At 70.3% G+C, this 23117-nt stretch carries 2 protein-coding genes; both read left to right on the forward strand.

Annotated features, from left to right (window positions below):
- Positions 1-132 precede the first annotated feature (132 nt).
- Positions 133-11220: a non-ribosomal peptide synthetase gene (locus PCA10_RS11300; RefSeq protein ID WP_016492207.1), complete on the forward strand. Its 11088-nt coding sequence runs from the start codon at positions 133-135 to the stop codon at positions 11218-11220.
- Positions 11220-22985 carry a non-ribosomal peptide synthase/polyketide synthase gene (locus PCA10_RS11305; protein ID WP_016492208.1) on the forward strand — a complete coding sequence of 3922 codons (11766 nt, stop codon included), beginning with the start codon at positions 11220-11222 and terminating at the stop codon, positions 22983-22985. Before PCA10_RS11300 ends, PCA10_RS11305 begins: the two co-directional genes overlap by 1 nt.
- Positions 22986-23117 lie beyond the last annotated feature (132 nt).

Here is a 23117-nt window from a genome sequence, read left to right on the forward strand (position 1 = left end):
GCATGCTGAAAGAGTGCCAGCAAGGGGCCGCTGAATTTCCCAAACCACGCTAAATGCGTAACTGCCTGTTTCGTCTGACTGGGTATGGCGGAAAGCGAACGCTTCCCAATGACTGGTTGGATGGAAAGACAGATGAATGCCCAAGACGCCCTGAGACTCGCCCATCGGTTCATCGAGCTGCCCGTGGAGAAGCGTCGGCTCTTCCTCGAAGGGCTGCGCAAGGAAAGCGTCGACTTCAACCTGTTCCCCATCCCCGCCGGCGTCGAGGTGGCCGAGCGCGAGCGACTGTCCTACGCCCAGCGGCGCATGTGGTTCCTCTGGCAGCTGGACACGCAGGGCGCGGCCTATAACCTGCCGGGCGCCGTGCGCCTGCATGGCGCGCTGGATGTCGATGCGCTGGAACGGGCCTTCGCCGCCCTGGTGGGGCGCCACGAAACCCTGCGCAGCACCTTCTATCTGGTGGATGGCGTGCCGCTGCAGCGCATTCACGAGTCGGTGACGGTGGCGGTCGCCCACGAAGACCTGACCCTGTTGCCCGCCGCCGCCCGCGAGGCCCGCGCCCGGCAGAGTGCCGAGGAGCAGGCGCTGCAGCCGTTCGACCTGGAGCACGGCCCGCTGCTGCGGCTGAAGCTGGTGAAGCTGGCCGCCGACGAGCACCTGCTGCTGGTGACGCTGCACCACATCGTTTCCGACGGCTGGTCGATGAATGTGCTGATCGACGAATTCTCTCGCCTCTATCGCGCCTTCAGCGCCGGCGAAACCCCGGCGATGGCCGCGCTGCCCATCCAGTACCGCGACTACGCACTCTGGCAGCGCCAGTGGCTGGAAGCCGGCGAGCAGGAGCGCCAGCTGGACTACTGGAAGGCCCACCTGGGCAGCGAGCACAGCCTGCTGGAACTGCCGGCCGACCATCCGCGCCCGGCCAGCCCCAGCTACAAGGGCGTGCGCCTGGAGTTCGTCATCGAGCCGGAGCTGGCCGAGCAACTGCGCGGCCTGGCCCGGCAGCAGGGGGTGACGCTGTTCATGCTGCTGCTGGCCAGCTACCAGGTGCTGCTGGCGCGTTACAGCGGCCAGCGCGAGATCCGCGTCGGCGTACCCATCGCCAACCGCAATCGCGCTGAAACCGAGGGGCTGATCGGCTTCTTCGTCAACACCCAGGTGCTGCGCAGCGAAGTCGACGGCCAGCTGCCGTTCGCCACGCTGCTGCAACAGGTGAAGCAGGCCGCCCTGGGCGCCCAGGCCCATCAGGAGCTGCCCTTCGAGCAACTGGTGGAAGCCCTCGGGGTGGAGCGCAACCTCAGCCACAACCCGTTGTTCCAGGCCCTCTACAACCATCAGCCGTTCGTGGCCGATGTCACGGCCCTGGACAGCCTGGGTGGCCTGAAGCTCAGCCGCCAGGAATGGGAAGGGCGTACCACCCAGTTCGACCTGGCCCTGGACACCCTGGAGAAATCCGGCCGCCTGGAAGCGGCGCTGACCTACGCCACCGATCTCTTCGAGCGCGCCACCGCCGAGCGCATGGTGCGCCACTGGCTGAACCTGCTGCGCGGCATCGTCGCCAACCCCGAGCTGGCGGTGGGCGAGCTGCCGCTGCTGGATGCCGAGGAACTGCGCCAGCAACTGCAAGGCTGGAACGCCACCGCCCGGGATTACGGCTGTGAGACGGTGCATCGGCTGTTCGAGGCCCAGGTAGCGTCCCAGCCGGATGCCCCGGCCCTGGCCTTCGGCACCGAGCACCTCAGCTATGCCCAGCTCAACGCCCGTGCCAACCGCCTCGCGCACAAGCTGCGCAGCCTCGGCGTGGGCCCGGAAAGCCTGGTAGGCGTGGCCTGCGAGCGCTCGGTGGAGCTGGTGGTGGGGCTGCTGGCGGTGCTCAAGGCCGGCGGCGCCTACGTGCCCTTCGACCCGGAATACCCCCGCGACCGCCTGGCCTACCTGTTTGACGACAGCGCCATCCGCCTGCTGCTGACCCAGAGCCATCTACTGGGTGAACTGCCACTGCCGGAGGGCGTCACCAGCCTCTGCCTGGACCAGGACAGCGACGCCCTGGAAGCCTTCAGCGGGGCCAACCCCGAGGTGCCGCTAGCGCCGAACAACCTGGCCTACGTCATCTACACCTCCGGCTCCACCGGCAAGCCCAAGGGCGCCGGCAACACCCACGGCGCGCTGCACAACCGCCTGGCCTGGATGCAGGAGGCCTACGCCCTGGACGCCGGCGACAGCGTGTTGCAGAAGACCCCCTTCAGCTTCGACGTGTCCGTCTGGGAATTCTTCTGGCCGCTGATGGTGGGTGCGCGCCTGGCCGTGGCCGCGCCGGGGGACCACCGCGACCCGAGCCGCCTGCTGGCGCTGATCGAGGCGCACCGGGTCACCACCCTGCATTTCGTGCCGTCCATGCTGCAAGCCTTCGTCTCGCAACTGGCGCTGGAAGAGCAGGGCGCTCGCCAGTGCGCCAGCCTCAAGCGCATCGTCTGCAGCGGCGAAGCCCTGCCGGCGGAACTGCAGGGGCAGGTCTTCGCCGAGCTGCCGGGGGTTGGCCTGTTCAACCTCTACGGCCCCACCGAAGCGGCCATCGACGTCACCCACTGGACCTGCCGTGAAGAAGGCCGCGACAGCGTGCCCATCGGCCAGCCCATCGCCAACCTGGCTACCCACATCCTCGACGCGCGCCTCAACCCGGTTCCCGTGGGCGTGGCCGGCGAACTCTATCTCGCGGGGGCCGGTCTGGCCCGTGGCTACCACCGCCGTGCCGGCCTCAGTGCCGAGCGCTTCGTGGCCAACCCCTTCGCCCCTGGCGAGCGCATGTACCGCACTGGCGACCTGGCGCGCTATCGCACCGATGGGGTGATCGAGTACCTCGGTCGTATCGACCATCAGGTGAAGATTCGCGGCTTCCGCATCGAACTGGGCGAAATCGAAGCCCGCCTGCAAAGCCATGCCGGCGTCCGCGAGGCCGTGGTGGTGGCCGTTGATGGCGCCAGCGGCAAGCAACTGGTTGCCTACCTGGTGGCGGCCGAGGCCGGTGCGGAAGAAGGCGCGCTGCGCGAATCGATCAAGGCTCACCTGGGCGCCACGCTGCCGGACTACATGGTGCCGGCGCAGTTCGTCCTGCTGACCGCCATGCCCCTGAGCCCCAACGGCAAGCTGGACCGCAAGGCCCTGCCCAAGCCCGACCAGCAGCAGCTCCGCCAGGAATACCAGGCCCCGCGCAGCGCCGTGGAGCAGCAACTGGCGAGCATCTGGCAGGACGTGCTCAAGGTCGAGCGGGTCGGCCTCACCGATAACTTCTTCGAGCTGGGCGGCGACTCCATCGTCTCCATCCAGGTGGTCAGCCGCGCCCGCCAGGCCGGCATCCGTTTCACCCCGCGCGACCTGTTCCAGCACCAGACGGTGCAGAGCCTGGCCGCTGTCGCCGAATGCAGCGAGGCCAGCAGCATAGACCAGGGCCCGGTGGTCGGCGCCGCGCCGCTGACCCCGGTGCAGCAGTGGTTCTTCGAGCTGCCCATGACCGAGCGCGGCCACTGGAACCAGTCCCTGCTGCTGGCGCCGCGCCAACCGCTGGACCCGGTCTTGCTGGAAAGCGCCCTGCAACAACTCGTACGCCAGCACGACGCCCTGCGCCTGCGCTTCACCGAGGCGGGCGGCGCGTGGCGGCAGACCCACGCCGAAGGCCCCCAGACCCTGCTCTGGCAAGGCCAGGCCGCCGGCGCCGAGCTGGCGGCGTTCTGCGAAAAGGTGCAGCGCAGCCTCGACCTGGCCGAAGGCCCGCTGCTGCGCGCGGCGCTGATCGACCACGACGGCGGCCAGCGCCTGTTGCTGGTGATCCACCACCTGGTGGTGGACGGCGTGTCCTGGCGCGTGCTGCTGGAAGACCTGCAAGCGGTCTATCGGCAACTGCAAGCCGGCGAGACCCTGCGCCTGCCGGCCAAGACCAGCTCCTATCAGACCTGGGCCCGCCGCCTGGAGGAGCACGCCCGCAGCGCGCCCCTGCAAGCCGAGCTGGCCTGGTGGCAGGTGGCGCTTTCGGGCGCAGCGGCCGAGTTGCCCCGCGACAACCCCGAGGGCGGCCTGCAGAACCGCCACGGCGACAAGCTCGGCATCTGCCTGGACGCCGAACGCACCCGCCAGCTGCTCAAGGAAGCCCCAGCCGCCTACCGCACCCAGGTCAATGACCTGCTGCTCACCGCCCTGGCCCGCGTGCTGTGCCGCTGGAGCGGTGACGAGTCGGTGCTGGTGCAACTGGAAGGCCATGGCCGCGAGGAGCTGTTCGATGACGTCGACCTGACCCGTACCGTCGGCTGGTTCACCAGCCTGTTCCCGGTCCGCCTGACCCCGGCCTTTGATCTGGCCGGCTCCCTCAAGGCGGTGAAGGAGCAACTGCGCGCGGTGCCCGGCAAGGGCCTGGGCTTCGGCCTGCTGCGCCACCTGGGCGATGCCGCCGCGCGCGCCGCCCTGGCCGCGCTGCCGCAACCCCGCGTCACCTTCAACTACCTCGGCCAGTTCGATGCGCAGTTCGACGAAGCGGCGCTGTTCGTGCCGGCGGGCGAGGGCGGCGGCAAGGCCCAGGCCGACGACGCGCCGCTGGCCAACTGGCTGAGCGTGGAAGGCCAGGTATACGGCGGCGAGCTGTCGCTGCAGTTCGGCTACAGCGGCGAAATGTACCGCCGCGAGACCATCGAGGCCCTGGCCGAGGCCTACCGCGCCGAGCTGGACGCCCTGATCGCGCATTGCCTCGAAACCGACGCGGGCGGCTTCACCCCGTCCGACTTCCCCCTGGCGCGCCTGACCCAGGCCCAGCTCGACGCGCTGCCGGTGCCGGCCTTTGATGTGGAAGACATCTACCCGCTGTCGCCCATGCAGGAAGGCCTGCTGGTGCACACCCTGCTGGAGCCCCATTCGGGCATCTACTTCATGCAGGACCGCTACATCATCGACAGCGAGATCGACCTGCCGCGCTTCACCGCCGCCTGGCGCGACGTGGCCCGCCGCCACGACGCCCTGCGCGCCTCCTTCAGCCTGGACGACGACGGCCAGATGCTGCAGATCATCCATCGCGACGCCGCACCGGAAGTGGATTTCCGCGACTGGTCCGAGCGCCCGGAAACCGAGCACGAGGCTGCCCTGCAGGCGCTGCTGGCCGACGACCGCGCCCAGGGCTTCGACCTGCTCAACAAACCGCCCTTCGCCCTGCGCCTGATCCGTCGTGGCGCCGGCCAGTACTGGTTCATCCTCAGCAACCACCACATCCTCATCGACGCCTGGTGCCGCTCGCTGCTGCTGCAGGACTTCTTCGCCCTCTACAGCGGCAGCCACGCCCTGGCGCCGGCGGCCCGCTACCGCGACTTCATCGCCTGGCTGCAGGAGCAGGGCGAGCGTGCCGCGCTGGAGGCCTGGAGTCTTGAGCTGGCCGGCTTCGAGCAACCCACGCCGCTGCCCTACGACCGGCCTGTGCGCCGCCAGGGCGGCTTCTCGGTGATCGGCGACCGCTATGCCGACCTGGAGGCCTCCCAGGGCCGCGCCCTGCGCGAACTGGCCCAGCGCTACCAGCTCACAGTCAACACCCTGACCCAGGCGGCCTGGGCCCTGGTGCTGCAACGCTACAGCGGGCTCAACGAGGTGCTGTTCGGCGTCACCGTCGCCGGGCGCCCGGTGAGCCGTCCGGAAATGCAGGACACCGTCGGCCTGTTCATCAACAGCATCCCGCTGCGCATGCGCCTGCCGCAGCCCGGTGAGAAGGTCAGCGTGCGCCAGTGGCTGCAGGCGCTGTTCGAGCACAACCTGGCCCTGCGCGAGCACGAGCACCTGCCCCTGGTGAAGATCCAGGCGTGCAGCGCCCTGGAGAAGGGCCAGCAGATCTTCGACAGCCTCTTCGTCTACGAGAACGCCCCGGTGGAAAGCGCGGTGGAGAGCGGGGCGAAGGAGATCAGCGCCAAGTCCGACAGCGCCCGTACCCACACCAACTACCCGCTGACGGTGGTGGTCTATCCGGGCGACGCCCTCGGCCTGCACCTGTCCTACGACCAGCGCTACTTCGACGAAGCCACCATCGACCGCCTGCTGGGCGATTTCAAACGCCTGCTGCTGGCAATCGGCGAAGGCTTCAACGGCGACTTCGCCGACCTGCCGCTGGTGGCCGAGGACGAACGCCGCGCCCTGCTGGAAGCGGGCAACCGCACCGAGCGCGCCTACCCCCTGGAGCAGGGCTACGTGCGCCTGTTCGAGGCGCAGGTGGCGGCGCAGCCTTCGACGGTCGTGGCCACCTGCCTGGATCAGGCCTGGACCTACCGCCAGTTGGACCAGCAGGCCAACCGCATCGCCCACGGGCTGATCGCCGCTGGCGTCGCCATCGACCAGCCGGTGGCCCTGCTGGCCGAGCGCAGCCTGGAGTTGCTGGGCATGATGGTCGGCACCTTCAAGGCCGGCGCCGGCTACCTGCCGTTGGACCCGCAACTACCGGAGCAGCGCCTGCTCAATCTGCTGGAGCTGGGCCGCGTGCCGGCGTTGCTGGCCAGCACTGGCTGCCGCGCCCAGGCCCAGGCGCTGATCGCCAGGCTGCCGCAAGGCTGCCGTCCGGCGCTGTTGCTCTGGGATGAGGTCCAGTCCGCCGGCCTTTCGGATACCCAGCCGGGTATCCACACCGGCCCGCAGCACCTGGCCTACGTCATCTACACCTCCGGCTCCACCGGCACGCCCAAGGGTGTGATGATCGAGCAGGCCGGCATGCTCAACAACCAGCTGAGCAAGGTGCCTTACCTCGCCCTCGGCGAAGCCGACGTGATCGCCCAGACGGCCTCCCAGAGCTTCGATATCTCGGTCTGGCAGTTCCTCACCGCGCCGCTGTTCGGCGCCTGCGTGGACATAGTCCCCAACGTCATCGCCCATGACCCGGCGGCGCTGCTGGCCCATGTGCGCCAGCGCGGCATCACGGTGCTGGAGAGCGTGCCCTCGCTGATCCAGGGCCTGCTGGACGAACCGGCCGGCAGCCTCGGCACCCTGCGCTGGATGCTGCCCACCGGCGAAGCCATGCCGCCGGAACTGGCGCGCCGCTGGCTGCAACGCTATCCGGCCATCGGCCTGGTGAACGCCTACGGCCCGGCGGAATGCTCGGACGACGTGGCGCTGTTCCAGGTCGACGCGGCCTCCGCCGAAAGCGCCTTCCTGCCCATCGGCAGCGCCACCGACAACAACCGTCTGTATGTGCTGGACGAGCGCCTGCAACCAGTGCCTACCGGCGTCGTGGGCGAGCTCTATGTGGCCGGCACCGGCGTTGGCCGGGGTTACCTGGGCGACGCCCAGCGTACCGCCGCGGTGTTCATCCCCGACCCGTTCGGCGAGCCGGGCGCGCGCCTGTACCGCACCGGTGACCTGGCCCGCCGCCGTCCGGACGGCTTGCTGGAATATGTCGGCCGGATCGACTCCCAGGTGAAGATTCGCGGCTTCCGCATCGAGCTGGGGGAAATCGAATCCCGCCTGCGCGACCACGACGACGTGCGCGAAGCCGTGGTCCTGGTGCAGGAAAGCCCCACCGGCAAGGCCCTGGTGGCCTACGTGGTGCCGGACATCGAGGCCGAGGACGCGGCCGCCCTGCGTGAGCGGCTGAAGAACGCCCTCAAGGCCCAGCTGCCGGAATACATGGTGCCGCTGCAATGGCTGCTGCTGGAACGCCTGCCGCTGAACGCCAACGGCAAGGTGGACCGCAAGGCCCTGCCGCGTTTCGAGGCGAGCGACTGGCAAGGTGATTTCCAGGCGCCCAGCGAGGGCCTGGAAGCCCGCCTGGCGGCCATCTGGGCCGAAGTGCTGAAGGTCGAGCGGGTGGGCCGCGGCGACAACTTCTTCGAGCTGGGCGGCCATTCCCTGCTGGTCACCCAGGTGATTTCCCGGGTGCGTCAGCAGCTAGCCATCGAACTGCCCCTGGCCAGCCTGTTCGAGGCCGCCGAGCTGTCCGCCTTCGCCGCCCGCGTGGCCCAGGCCGGCACCAGTGGCCAACCGCAACTCAAGGCGCAGCCCGTCGACGCCCCGGCGCTGCTCTCCTTTGCCCAGCAGCGCCAGTGGATTCTCTGGCAGCTGGACCCGCAGAGCGCCGCCTACAACATTCCCGCCGCCTTGCGCCTGTCCGGGCGCCTGGACCGCGCCGCGCTGCTGGCCAGCTTCGCTGCCCTGCAGCAACGCCATGACACCCTGCGCACCACCTTCATCCAGGACGGTATCGAGGCCCGCCCGGTGCTGCACGCCAGCCTGCCGCTGCAATTCAGCGAGCTGAGCCTGGAGGTGCCGAGCCAGGCGCAGATCGACGCCCTGGTGGAAGAGGAGATGCGCCAGCCCTTCGACCTGCGCAACGGACCGCTGCTGCGGGTGCTGTTGCTCAAGGTCGCCGCCTTTGAACATGTGCTGGTACTCACCGTGCACCACATCGCCGCCGATGGCTGGTCCATGCAACTGATGGTGGAGGAGTTCGCCCAGCTCTATCAGGCCCGGGTCGAGGGTCGCGACGCGCAACTGGCGGCCTTGCCGGTGCGCTATGCCGACTACGCCCGCTGGCAGCGCGACTGGCTGGGCGCCGGCGAGGGCGAGCGCCAACTCGACTGGTGGAAGGCCCGGTTGGGCAGCCACCAGCCGCTGCTGGAACTGCCCAGCGAACTGAGCCGCCCGGCGCGCCGCAGCGAGCGTGGCGCGCGCCTGGAGCTGAGCCTGGCGCCCGAGCTGGTGACCGGCCTGCGCCGCCTGGCCCAGGAGCGGCAAGTGACCCTGTTCATGCTCCTGCTGGCCAGTTTCCAGGCCCTGCTGCACCGCATGAGCGGCCAGGACGACATCCGCGTCGGGGTACCCAACGCCGGCCGTTCGCGCCTGGAAACCGAAGGCCTGATCGGCTTCTTCATCAACACCCAGGTGCTGCGCGCCGAGGTGGATGGCCAGCAGCCGTTCAGCGCGCTGCTGCAACAGGTCAAGCAGGCCGCCCTCGGCGCCCAGGCGCACCAGGAGCTGCCCTTCGAGCAACTGGTGGAAGCCCTGCAACCGGAGCGCAGCCTCAACCACAGCCCGCTGTTCCAGGTGCTCTACAACCACCAGAAACAACTGGGGGCGAGCGTCGAGCGCGAGCTGTCGGGGCTCAAGGTGCAGCGCCTGGACTGGCGCCAGCACAGCGCCCAGTTCGACCTGGCGCTGGACACCGAGGAGCAGGGCGATACCCTGCACGCCAGCCTGACCTACGCCAGCGACCTCTACGACGCCGCCAGCATCCAGCGCCTGGCCGGACACTGGCAGCACCTGCTGCACGCGGTGGTCAGCGACCCGCAGTGCCGCGTCGGTGAGCTGCCGTTGATGCCGGCGGCCGAGCGCGACGGCCTGCTGCAACAGTGGAACCCCGGGTTCCAGGCGCAGCCGGCTTCCCCCGCGCTGCACCAGCTGTTCGAGGCGCAGGCGGCCCGCCAGCCCCAGGCCATCGCCCTGCGCTGCACGGAGCAGAGCCTGAGCTACAGCGAGCTAAACGCCCAGGCCAACCGCCTGGCCCACAAGCTGCGCGAACTGGGCGTCGGCCCTGAAGTGCGGGTGGGCATCGCCACCGAGCGCGCGCTGCCACTGGTGGTGGGCCTGCTGGCGATCCTCAAGGCCGGCGGCGCCTACGTGCCGCTGGACCCGGAATACCCCGCCGAACGCCTGGCCTACATGGTCGAGGACAGCGGCATCGGCCTGGTCCTGACCCAGTCCCGGCTCAAGACGGGCCTGCCTCTGGGCACCGGCGTACAAGCCCTCTGCCTGGACCAGCTGGACCTGGCCGGCTACAGCGACGCCAATCCGCACAACCGCACGGTGCCGGACAACCTCGCCTACGTCATCTACACCTCCGGCTCCACCGGCAAGCCCAAGGGCGCGCTGCTCAGCCACGGCAACGTCACCCGCCTGCTCGGCGCCACGGCCGAGGAGTTCCGCTTCGGCGCCGACGACGTCTGGACCCTGTTCCACTCCTACGCCTTCGATTTCTCGGTGTGGGAGCTGTTCGGCGCGCTCTGCACCGGTGGCCGCCTGGTGCTGGTGCCGTACTTCGTCAGCCGCTCGCCGGAAGCCTTCCACCAACTGCTGGCGGATGAGCGGGTGACGGTGCTCAACCAGACCCCGACCGCGTTCCGCCAACTGCTGCCGCTGGCCTGCGGAAGCTCCCGCGAACTGGCCCTGCGGGTGGTGATCTTCGGCGGCGAAGCCCTGGAGCTGGCCAGCCTCAAGCCCTGGTTCGAGCGCTTCGGCGACCAGCAGCCGACCCTGGTGAACATGTACGGCATCACCGAAACCACGGTGCATGTCACCTATCGCCCGATCCGTCTGGCCGACCTCGCCGGCCCGGCGCAGAGCCCCATCGGCCGGCCGATCCGCGACCTCGCCTGGTACCTGCTGGACGCCAACCTGAACCCGGTGCCGGTGGGCGCCAGCGGCGAGCTGTACATCGCGGGAGCGGGCCTCGCCCGTGGCTACCACCAGCGCGCGGCGCTGACCGCCGAACGCTTCGTGCCCAGCCCCTTCGCCCGTGGCGAACGCCTGTACCGCTCCGGCGACCTGGCGCGCCAGCGCGCCGATGGCGGTATCGACTACCTGGGCCGCAAGGACCAGCAGGTGAAGATTCGCGGCTTCCGCATCGAGCTGGGGGAAATCGAAGCGCGCCTGCTGGAGCAATCCGGCGTGCGCCAGGCGGCCCTGGCGGTGCAGCAGGGCGCGGCAGGGGCACAGCTGTGCGCCTACGTGGTGCCCGAGGCTCCGCCAGCCGACCCGCTGGCCTGGCGCGAGGCCCTGCGCAATGCGCTCAAGGCCGGGTTGCCGGACTACATGGTGCCGGCGCACCTGCTGCTGCTCGACCAACTGCCCCTGACCGGCAACGGCAAGCTCGACCGCAAGGCCCTGCCGCCCCCCGAGGCGGACGCCTGGCAACGTCCCTACGAGGCCCCGCAGGGCGAGCTGGAAGAGCGCTTCGCGAGCATCTGGGCCGAGGTCCTGGAGGTGGAGCGGGTGGGGCGCGGCGACAACTTCTTCGACCTGGGCGGGCATTCCCTGCTGGCGGCCCAAGCCAGCGCCCGGGTGGAACTGGAACTCGGCCTGGAACTGCCGCTGCGCGCGCTGTTCGAGGCCGCCGATCTTGCGGCCTACGCGGCCCTGGCCGGGGCACAGGCCCCGGCTGACAACGATGCACGTCTGGATGCGCTCGAGTCGCTGCTGGACGAGATGGAGACCCTTTGATGGAAAACACCACCGCCTGGCGTATCGCCACCCGTTTCGCCGGCCTGGCCCCCGAGCAGCGCCGCGTCTTCCTCGAACGCATGGCCGAGCAGGGCGTCAGCTTCGGCCAGCTGCCCATCCCGCCGAGCGCGGAGGGCGGCGAGCCGCAGGCGCTGTCCTATGCCCAGCAACGCCAGTGGTTCCTCTGGCAGCTCGACCCCCAGGGCAGTGCCTACAACATCCCGGCGGCGCTGCGCCTCACCGGCCAGCTGGACGTCGCCGCCCTGCAGCGCAGCTTCGCGGCCCTGGTGGAGCGTCATCACAGCCTGCGCAGCCGTTTCCTCGAAGAGGACGGCCAGGTGCTGCAACAGCTGCAGCCGGCCTTCATCCCGCCGCTGGAACGGGTCGACCTGCGCGGCGAGCCCGCAGGCCAGCGCCTGGACGCCGCCCTGCGCCAGGTGGAAGCGCAGAGCCAGCGGCCCTTCGACCTCGCCAGCGGCCCGCTGCTGCGGGTCGCCCTGCTGCAGCTCGCCGAGGAAGACCACGTACTGGTGCTGACCCTGCACCACATAGTCGCCGACGGCTGGTCCATGGGCGTGCTGGTGGAAGAGTTCTCCCAGCTCTACGCCGGCTACAGCCAGGGCCGCGAGGTGGAACTGCCGGCGCTGCCGATCCAGTACGCCGACTACGCCCTCTGGCAGCGTCGCTGGATGGAAGCCGGCGAGCTGGAGCGCCAGCTGGACTGGTGGAAAGCGCAACTGGGCAGCGAGCGCACCCTGCTGGAGCTGCCCACCGACCGCCCGCGCCCGGCCCAGCCGAGCCAGCGTGGCGCGCGCCTGGACTTCGCCCTGGACGCCGCCACCGTGGCCGGCCTCAAGGCCCTGGCGCGACGGCGCGGCGTGACCCTGTTCATGCTCCTGCTGGCCAGCTTCCAGACCCTGCTGCACCGCTACAGCGGCCAGCGCGACTTCTGCGTCGGCGTGCCGGTGGGCAACCGTAACCGCGCGGAAACCCGCGGCCTGATCGGCTTCTTCGTCAACACCCAGGTGCTGCGCGCCGAGCTGGACGGCCGCCTGCCGTTCGCCCGCTTGCTGGAGCGCACCCGCGACGCCGTGCTGGGCGCCCAGGACCACCAGGAGCTGCCCTTCGAGCGCCTGGTGCAGGCCCTGCAAGGCGGGCGCAGCCTGAGCCACAACCCGCTGTTCCAGGTCATGGTCAACCACCAGCAGTCCAAGCCGGGGGCGCTGGACAGCGCGCTGCCGGGGCTGCAGGTGCAGGGCCTGGACTGGAGCGGTCGCACCACCCAGTTCGACCTGCAGCTCGACACCCATGAGGAAGGCGAGCGCCTGCTGGCCAGCCTCACCTACGCCACCGACCTGTTCGACGCGTCGCGCATCGAGCGCCTGGCGCGGCACTGGCGCAACCTGCTGGGCGGCCTGCTGGCCAACCCGGATGCGCCCATCGCCGAGCTGCCCCTGCTGGATGCCGCCGAACGCGCGGACACCCTGGCCGGGCTCAACGCCACCGCTACCGACTACCCCGGCCCGGTCTGCGTGCAGCAGCACATCGAGGCCCGCGTGGCCGCCAACGGCGCCGCCACCGCCCTGGTGTTCAACGGCCAGCGCCTGTCCTATGCCGAACTCAACCAGCGCGCCAACCGCCTGGCCCGTCACCTGCGCAAGCAGGGCGTAGGCCCGGAAAGCCTGGTGGGCGTGGCCTGCGAGCGCTCCCTGGAAATGGTCGTGGCGCTCCTGGCGATCCTCAAGGCCGGTGGCGCCTATGTGCCGCTGGACCCGGAATACCCCAGCGACCGCCTGGCCTACATGATCGAGGACAGCGGCATCGGGCTGCTGCTCACCCAACAGCACCTGCTGGCCGCGCTGCCGCTGCCGGACTCCGTGCGCAGCCTGTGCCTGGGCGCCGAGGCCGATTGGCTGAGCGAGGAGTCCGGCGACAACCTGGACAACCGCGCCAGCGCCGAGAACCTTGCCTACGTCATCTACACCTCCGGCTCCACCGGAAAGCCCAAGGGCGCCGGCAACCGCCACGTCGCCCTGTACAACCGCCTGGCCTGGATGCAGCAGACCTACCAGCTGGGCGCAGGCGATGTGGTGCTGCAGAAGACCCCGTTCAGCTTCGACGTCTCGGTGTGGGAGTTCTTCTGGCCGCTGATGGAAGGCGCCACCCTGGTGGTGGCCGAGCCCGGCCTGCACCGCGACCCCCAGGGCCTGGCGGCGCTGATCCGCGAGGCGGGCGTCACCACCCTGCATTTCGTGCCCTCCATGTTGCAGGCCTTCGTCACGGCCGACGAAGCCGCCGGCTGCACCTCCCTGACCCGCATCATCTGCAGCGGCGAGGCCCTGCCGGTGGAATTGCAGCGCCAGACCCTGCGCCTGTTGCCCGGGGCCGGCCTGTACAACCTCTATGGCCCCACCGAGGCGGCCATCGACGTCACCCACTGGACCTGCCTGGAAGAAGGGCGCGACGCCGTGCCCATCGGCCGGCCCATCGCCAACCTGCGTACCCATGTCCTCGATGCCGAGCTGCAACCCCTGCCGTTGGGCGCCGTGGGTGAGCTGTACCTGGGCGGCGTCGGCCTCGCCCGTGGCTACCATCGTCGTCCCGGCCTCACCGCCGAACGCTTCGTGGTGGACCCCTTCGGCAGCGGCGAACGCCTCTACCGTACCGGTGACCTGGCGCGCTACCGCGCCGACGGCGCCATCGAGTACTGCGGGCGTATCGACCACCAGGTGAAGATCCGTGGCCTGCGCATCGAGCTGGGCGAGATCGAGGCGCGCCTGCAGGAACACCCGGACGTGCAGGAAGCCGTGGTGCTGGCCCTGGACGGCCCCGGCGGCAAGCAACTGGTGGCCTACCTGGTGCCCGAGCGCGTCGAGCTGTTGCGGGCGGACGCCCAGGCACCCTGGCGCGAGACACTGAAGGCATACCTGCTGGCCAGCCTGCCGGACTACATGGTGCCCGCGCAGAACATCCTCATCGAGCGCATGCCGCTCAGCCCCAACGGCAAGCTCGACCGCAAGGCGCTGCCCAAGCCCGAGGCCAGCGTCAGCCAGCGCGAGTTCGAGGCACCGGTCGGTGAGCGGGAAGCACTGCTGGCGGCCATCTGGCAGGAAGTGCTGGGCGTCGAGCGGGTAGGGCGGCAGGACAACTTCTTCGAGCTGGGCGGCGACTCGATCATTTCCATCCAGGTGGTCAGCCGTGCCCGTCGTGCGGGGTTGAAACTCTCTCCGCGCGACCTGTTCCAGCAGCAGAGCCTGGCGGCCCTGGCCGCGGTTGCCCGCGAACAGGAAACCAGCCAGGCCCAGCAGGGCCCGGTGGAAGGCAGCCAGGCGCTGACCCCGATCCAGCACTGGTTCTTCGAACAGGCCATTCCCCAGCGCCAGCAGTGGAACCAGGCGGTGCTGTTGCAACCCCGCGAGCCCATCGAGCTGGGCCGCCTGCAAGCCGCCCTGCAAAAATTGTTGGCCCAGCACGATGCGCTGCGCCTGCAATTCCGCGAAATCGACGGCCAGTGGCGCGCCCGCTACCTGCCGCTGGACAGCACCGCCGCCACCGACCTGCTGTGGACCGGCCGCGCCAGCGGTGACGACGCCCTGCAAGCCCTGTGCGACGAAGCCCAGCGCAGCCTCTCCCTGCACGATGGCCCGCTGCTGCGTGCGGCATTGGTCAGCCATGGCGACGGCAGCCAGCGCCTGCTGCTGGTGGTCCACCACTTGGTGGTGGACGGCGTGTCCTGGCGGGTACTGCTGGAAGACCTCCAGGCCGCCTACGCCGGCCAACCGTTGCCGGAGAAGACCAGTTCGCTGCAGGCCTGGGCCACGCGCCTGGAGCAGTACGCGCGCTCCGGCGCCCTGGACGAACAACTGGCCTGGTGGCAGGGCCAACTGGCCGATGCCAGCGGCGAGCTGCCGGCCGCCAAACCCGCCGCCAGCCAGGCCCTGCGCCATCGCCAGTGCGTCAGCATCGGCCTCGACCGCGAACAGACCCGCAGCCTGCTGCAACAAGCGCCGGCGGCCTACCGCACCCGAGTGGACGACCTGCTGCTCACCGCCCTGGCCCGCGCGCTCTGCGCCTGGACCGGCCAGGCCTCGGCCCTGGTGCAACTGGAAGGCCACGGCCGCGAGGAACTCTTCGACGAGATCGACCTGACCCGCACCCTGGGCTGGTTCACCAGCCTCTATCCGCTGAAGCTGACCCCGGCGGCGGACCTCTCCGGCTCCATCAAGGCCATCAAGCAGCAACTGCGTGAGGTGCCCGGCAAGGGCCTGGGCTTCGGCCTGCTGCGCCACCTGGGCGATGACTCGGCGCGGGCCACCCTGGCCGCGCTGCCCCAGGCGCGCCTGACCTTCAACTACCTGGGCCAGTTCGACCAGAGCTTCAGTGATGACGCGCTGTTCGCCCCGGCCAGGGAACCCAGCGGCGCCGCGCAACACGGTGACGCGCCGCTGATCAACTGGCTGGCGGTGGACGGCCAGGTGTACGGCGGCGAACTCAAGCTGGACTGGAGCTTCAGCCGCCAGTGCTTCGCCAGCCAGGACATCCAGGCCCTGGCCGAGTCCTTCCGTGGCGAGCTGCTGGCGCTGATCGCCCATTGCCAGGAAGCCGGTGCCGGTGGCGTGACCCCGGCGGACTTCCCCCTGGCGCGCATCGACCAGGCTCAGCTGGACGCGCTGCCGCTGCCGCCGACGCGCATCGAAGACCTCTATCCGCTCTCGCCGATGCAGAGCGGCCTGCTGTTCCACAGCCTCTACGAGCCCCGGGCCGGCGCCTACGTCAACCAGCTCAGCGTGGAAGTGCGTGGGCTGGATGCCGAACGCCTGGCCCAGGCCTGGCAGGCGGCGCTGGACGCCCATCCGATCCTGCGCAGCGGCTTCCACTGGCCGCAAGGCGCCAGTGCGCCGCTGCAACTGGTGGAGCGCGGCCTGCGCCTGCCCCTGCAGGTGCTGGACTGGCGCGCCCGCGCCGATCAGGCCGATGCCCTGGCGGCACTTGGCGAGGCCGAGCGCCTGGGCTTCGACCCGGCGCGACCGCCGCTGCTGCGCCTGGCCCTGGTACGCCTGGACGATGCACGCTGGCAACTGATCTACACCCACCACCACCTGCTGCTGGACGGCTGGAGCAACTCCCTGCTGCTGGGCGAGGTGCTGCAGCGCTACGCCGGCGAGCCGGTAGCCACCCCGGCCGGACGTTTCGCCGATTACATCGGCTGGCTGCAAGCGCAGGATGCCGAAGCCGACCAGGCCTTCTGGCGCCAGCAACTGGCTGAGCTCGACAACCCCACGCTGCTGGCCCAGAGCCTGGCCCACGGCGCAGTGGAAGAAGCGCAGCAGGGCGGCTACGCCGACCACCGCCAGCTGTTCGATGCCGCCACCAGCCAGCGCTTCGCCGACTTCGCGAAAGCCCACAAGGTCACCCTCAACACCCTGGTGCAGGGCGCCTGGGTGCTGCTGCTGCAGCGCTACAGCGGCCAGCACTGCGTTGCCTTCGGTGCCACCGTCTCCGGTCGCCCGGCGGACCTGCCCGGCGCCGAAGGTCAGTTGGGCCTGTTCATCAACACCCTGCCGGTGATCGCCGCGCCGTCGGCATCGCTGAGCGTGACCGGCTGGCTGGCGCAGTTGCAGGGACAGAACCTGCAACTGCGCGAGCACGAGTTCACCGCCCTGGCCGATATCCAGCGCTGGGCCGGCCGCAGCGGCGAGCCGCTGTTCGACAGCCTGCTGGTGTTCGAGAACTTCCCCATCGCCAGCGCCCTGCAGCAGGGCGCGCCGGCGGGGCTGGCGTTCTCCGTGCCGGACAACCATGAACGCACCAACTACCCACTGACCCTGGCGGCCGTGCACGAGGGCAGCCTGAGCCTGACCTGGAGCTACCTGCGCAGCCACTTCGGCGCCGCCGCCATCGCCCGCATGAGCCAGCACCTGGCCTGCCTGCTGGAGGCCATGGTGGCCGCGCCGGACGCCGCCCTCGGCGAGCTGGACCTGCTGACCATCGACGAGCGCCGCCAGCAGCTGGAGACCTGGAACCCGGCCCATCCCGAGCCGGAATCGCGCCCCTGCGTGCACCAGCTGATCGAGGCCCAGGCCGCCCTGCGCCCCGACGCCACCGCGTTGATCTTCGGCGAGCTGGAATGGAGCTACGCCGAGCTCAACCGTCGCGCCAACCGCCTGGCCCATCGCCTGCGTGAGCTGGGCGTTGGCCCGGAAGTTCGGGTCGGCCTGGCGGTGGAGCGTTCGCCGGAAATGGTGCTGGGCCTGCTGGCCATCCTCAAGGCCGGCGGCGCCTACGTGCCGCTGGACCCGGCCTACCCGGCCGAGCGCCTGCGCTACCTGATGGAGGACAGCGGCATCGGCCTGCTGCTGACCCAGTCCTGGCTGCGGGCCAGCCTGCCGCTGCCGGAGGGCCTGCCGCTGCTGGCCCTGGACAGCGAGCCCCTGGCCCACCTGGGCGAGGACAACCCGGCCAACCTCAGCCACCCGGAAAACCTCGCCTACCTGATCTACACCTCCGGCTCCACCGGCCGGCCCAAGGGCGTCAGCGTGGCCCAGGGCCCGCTGGCCATGCACTGCCTGGCCATCGGCGCGCTCTACGGCATGACCCCGGACGACCGCGAGCTGCAATTCGCCTCCATCAGCTTCGACGGCGCCCACGAGCGCTGGCTCACCCCGCTGGTCTACGGCTCGGCCCTGATGCCGCGGGACAACGAGCTGTGGAGCGTGGAGCGCACCTGCGCCGAGATCGAACGCCACGGCATCACCGTCGCCTGCTTCACCCCCAGCTACCTGCTGCAGATGGCCGATCACGCCGGCGAGTCCGGCCGCGACCTGCCGATCCGTTCCTACACGGTGGGAGGCGAGGGCATGGCCAAGCATGCCTTCGACGAGGTCCAGCGGGTGTTGCAGCCGCCGCGCATCATCAACGGCTACGGCCCCACCGAAACGGTGATCACCCCGTTGATCTGGCGCGCCTATCCGGGCACCAGCTTCGACTCCGCCTTCCTGCCCATCGGCCGCCCGGTTGGCCGACGCAGCGCCTACATCCTCGACGCCAACCTGCAACCGCTGCCGGTGGGCGTGCCCGGTGAGCTGTACCTGGGCGGCGAGGGCGTCGCCCGTGGCTACCACCAGCGTCCGGGTCTGACCGCCGAACGCTTCGTGCCCGATCCCTTCGTGCCCGGCGCGCGCCTGTACCGCTCCGGCGACCTGGCGCGCTTCCGCGCCGACGGCGTGGTGGAGTACCTGGGGCGGATCGACCAGCAGGTGAAGATCCGTGGCTTCCGCATCGAGCTGGGCGAAATCGAGGCCAGCCTGCTGGAGCACGAAGCCGTGCGCGAAGCCTGGGTGGTGGACCGCGAAGGCCCCGCCGGCCGCCAGCTGGTGGGCTACCTGGTGCCCCGCGACCCGCTGGCCGACGAGCAGGCCCTGCGCGATGCGCTGACCGCGCACCTGCGCGCCAGCCTGCCGGCGCACATGCTGCCGGCGCACCTGATGTGCCTGGCGGCCTTCCCCCTGACTCCCAATGGCAAGCTCGACCGCCAGGCCCTGCCGGCACCGGAGGAGGCCCGCGACGACCGCGAGCGCGTGGCACCGGCCACCCCGGCCGAAGCGCTGCTGGTGGATATCTGGCAAGAGCTGCTGGGCCTGCCGAGCATCGGCGTCACCGAGAACTTCTTCGAGCTGGGCGGCGATTCCATCATCTCCCTGCAGGCGGTGAGCCGTGCCGGCCAGCGCGGCCTGACCTTCACCCCGAAGCAGCTGTTCGAGCAGCAGACCATCCGCGCCCTGGCCGCCGTGGCCGAGCGCCGCGAAGCTGCCCTGGAAGTGGCCCTGGATACCCCGGCCTTCGCCCTGGCGCCGAGCCGGGCCCCGCGCGAGGGGCTGGACGACCTCTATCCGCTGTCGCCGATGCAGCAGGGCATGCTCTTCCACTGCGTTGATTCGCCGGAGCTGAACCTCTACGTCAACCAGCTCAGTGTCTCCGTCGACGGTCTGGACCCGGCGCGCTTCCGCGCCGCCTGGACCGAATTGCTGGAGCGCCATGAAGTGCTGCGTGCAGCCTTCCTCTGGCGTGATGGCCAGGCCGATCCGCTGCAGGCGGTGCATCGCGGCGTGGAGCTGCCCATCAGCGAGCTGGACTGGCGCGAGCGGGCCGATACCGAAGCGGCGTTGGCGACCCTGGCCGCCGAGGACCAGGCCCGTGGTTTCGACCTGGCCCGGCCGCCGCTGATGCGCTTCACCCTGGTACGCCTGGGCGACGACCGCTACCAGATTATCTGGACCTACCACCACCTGCTGCTGGACGGCTGGAGCGCCTCGCGCCTGCTGGGCGAGATGCTCCGTCTCTATGCCGGTGAACAACTGCCGGCACTGCCTGGCCGCTACGCCGACTACATCGCCTGGCTCGGCCGCCAGGACGCCGGCGCGGCGGAAGGCTTCTGGCGCGAGCACCTGGCGGTGCTCGACGAGCCGACCATCCTGGCCAAGGCCGCCGGTGCCGGCGGCAGCGGCCACGGGGTGATCTACAGCTACCTCGACGCCGAGGCCACCCGTGGCCTGCATGCCTTCGCCAAGGCCCAGCGGGTCACCCTCAACACCCTGGTGCAGGCCGCCTGGCTGCTCCTGCTGCAACGCCACAGCGGCCAGCGCAGCCTGGCCTTCGGCGCCACGGTGGCCGGGCGCCCGGCCAACCTCGCCGGGGCCCAGGACATGCTCGGCCTGTTCATCAACACCCTGCCGGTGATCCAGACCCTGGATGCCGAACAGCCCCTGGGCGACTGGCTGCGCGACCTGCAGGCCTACAACCTGGCGATACGCGACTACGAGCACACGCCCTTGTCGGATATCCAGCGCTGGGCCGGGCAGGGCGGGCAGGGCCTGTTCGACAGCATCATCGTGTTCGAGAACCACCCGGTGGATCGCGCCCTGCGCGGCCAGCAGGATGGCGCGCTGCGCTTTGCCGAAGTCGGCAGCGGCGGAGTCACCAACTTCCCCATGGACCTGATGGTGAGCGCCACCGAGCAGGGCCTGGAGATCGAATACCTCTACCTGCGCGAGCGCTTCAGCGATGCCGAGGTGCTGCGCATCCGCGCCCAGCTCGAAGGCCTGCTGGCGGTGATCGGTCTGGACGCCGCGCGGCCCCTGGGCGAGTTCGGCCTGCCGGGTGCGCGTGTCGAGCTGCCCACGGCGCAAACCGGGGACGGCGACCTGCTGGCGGCCTTCGAGCGCCAGGTGCGCCGGCAGCCGGAGCAGGTGGCGCTGGTCTGCGCCGGGCGCGAGCTGAGCTACGCCGAGCTGGACCGTGCGGCCAACCGCCTGGCCTGGCAACTGATCGAGCGCGGCGTCGGCCCGGAAAGCCTGGTGGCGGTGGCGCTGCCTCGCTCCGAGCGCCTGGTGCTGGCCTTCCTCGCGGTGCTCAAGGCGGGCGCCGCCTACCTGCCGCTGGACCTGGACTACCCGGCCGAACGCCTGGCTTTCATGCTGGCCGATTCCGGCGCCAGCCTGCTGCTCTGCGACAGTGACCTGGACCAGCGCGTGGCCCTGGCTGGCGATACCCCGCGCCTGCACCTGGATCGCCTGGCGGAGCAGGGCAGCAGCGCCGCACCGCAGGTGGCGCACCTGCCGGGGCAGCTGGCGTACCTGATCTACACCTCCGGTTCCACTGGCCTGCCCAAGGGCGTGGCCGTGGCGCGCGGGCCGATCCAGCGGCACTGCCAGGGCATCATCGAGCTGTATGAGCTGGACAGCGCCAGCCGCGAGCTGCACTTCATGTCTTTCGCCTTCGACGGTGCCCAGGAACGCTGGCTCAGCGTGTTGCTGGCCGGCGGAAGCCTGGTGCTGCGCGACGACAGCCTGTGGACCCCGGAGCAGACCCTGGCGGCGATGCATGAGCACGGCGTCACCGTGGCCTGCTTCCCGCCGGCCTACCTGCAGCAGCTGGCCGAGGTGGCGGCGAGCCAGGGCCGGGCGCCGGCGGTGGAGGTCTACTGCTTCGGCGGTGACGCCGTGCCCGAGGCCAGCTTCGAGCAGGTCAAGCGTGCCTTGCGTCCGCGTCGTCTGGTGAACGGCTACGGCCCCACGGAAACCGTGGTCACGCCGCTGCTCTGGCGCGCCGAGGCCAGCGAAACCTGCGACGCCGCCTACGCGCCCATCGGCCGTGGCGTGGCCGGGCGCGGCCTGTATGTGCTGGACGCCGACCTCAACCCGCTGCCGGTGGGGGTGGCCGGTGAGCTGTACCTGGGCGGCGAGTGCCTGGCCCGTGGTTACCACCAGCGTCCCGGCCTCTCCGCCGAACGCTTCGTGCCGGACCCCTTCTCGGCCTGCGGCGGGCGCATGTACCGCACCGGCGACCTGGTGCGCCAGCGCGAGGATGGCCTGGTGGACTACCTCGGCCGCCTCGACCAGCAGGTGAAGATTCGCGGCTTCCGCATCGAACTGGGCGAGATCGAGGCGCGCCTGCGGGCTTGCGCCGATGTCCAGGATGCCGCGGTGGTAGTGCGCGAAAGCGCCACCGGCAAGCAGCTGGCCGGATATGTGGTGTCCAGCGCGGGAGTCGGGCTGGAGCGCCAGCTCAAGGCCGACCTCCAGGCCCAGCTGCCGGACTACATGGTGCCGGCGCGCATCCTGGTGCTGGAGCGCTTCCCGCTTTCGGCCAACGGCAAGCTGGACCGCCGCGCGCTGCCCGAGCCGCAATGGAGCGCCGGCAGCCACCGCGCACCGCGCAATGCCCTGGAGCGGGCCCTGGTGGCCATCTGGCAGGAGGTGCTGGGCGTGCCCAAGGTGGGCATCGACGACAACTTCTTCGAGCTGGGCGGCGATTCGCTGCAGGTGCTCAAGGTCATCTCGCGGGTGCGCAGCCAGCCGCAGCTCGGTTTCGAGCTGAAGCTCCGCGACCTGATGCAGAAGCCCTGCATCGCCGAGCTGTCCGGTTTCGAGCAGGCGGCCCAGGCGCAGGCGCCGGACCCGCTGTTGCCACTGAACAGCCGTATCGCCGGGGTGCCGGCGCTGTTCTGCCTGCATGCCGGCTTCGGCACCGTGTTCGACTACGAGCCGCTGGCGCGCCGACTCGATGGCCGCCGCAGCGTCTATGGCCTGCAATGCCGCATGCTGCTCGACCCGGCCTGGCAGGACGCCTCCCTGCAGGGGATGGCCGAGGCCTATGCCGCGCGGATTCGCCAACAGCAGCCCCAGGGGCCGTACCACCTGCTGGGCTGGTCCCTCGGCGGCGCCCTGGCGCTGCTGGTGGCCCGCGAGCTGGAAAGCGAGGGCCAGCAGGTGGCCTTCGCCGGCCTGGTGGACAGCTACGTGGCCGGCGTGGCCGAGGCGGGGAACTGGCGCGAGGACCTGCGGGACTTCCTGGTCTTCGTGCTGGGCATGGCGGCGGATGAGGCCGACGGTTTGATCGCCGCCCATGGCGCCAACCTGGCCGAGGCAGAAGGCGCCGCACGGGTGATCGAGGCTGCCATGGACGCACCGCGCAGCAGCGAGGGCGACCACGGCCTGCTGGGTGCCAGCGAGCTGGGGCAGATCTTCGCCGTGGGTTCGCGGCTCAAGGCCCTGTCCCTGGGCCAGCGCGACCTGCCGGCCACCGCCGTGGCTGCTCACTGCTGGTGGGTGGCCGGGCGCGAAGGCGAGCGCCAGGTGTTCGATGGGCAGGTCAACCGCGCCCAGGACCAGGTGCTGCCGGGCGGGCACTACGAGTTGCTGCAAAAGGAGGCGCTGCTGGCCGAGCTGGAGTCGCTGCTGGCGCCGGAGGTGGTTACGCTCTTGTAGGTTGGGTAGAGCGAAGCGAAACCCAACGTTTCGGCGGTGAGTCCGCTTGTTGGGTTTCGCAGGCTCTACGGAGCGCCGCCCGACCCAACCTACGATTCAGTGCGGTACGGGGCTAAATGTGGGCTTGCGGGA

The organism is Pseudomonas resinovorans NBRC 106553 (assembly GCF_000412695.1).
In the GTDB taxonomy this organism is placed as follows: Bacteria; Pseudomonadota; Gammaproteobacteria; order Pseudomonadales; family Pseudomonadaceae; genus Metapseudomonas; species Metapseudomonas resinovorans_A.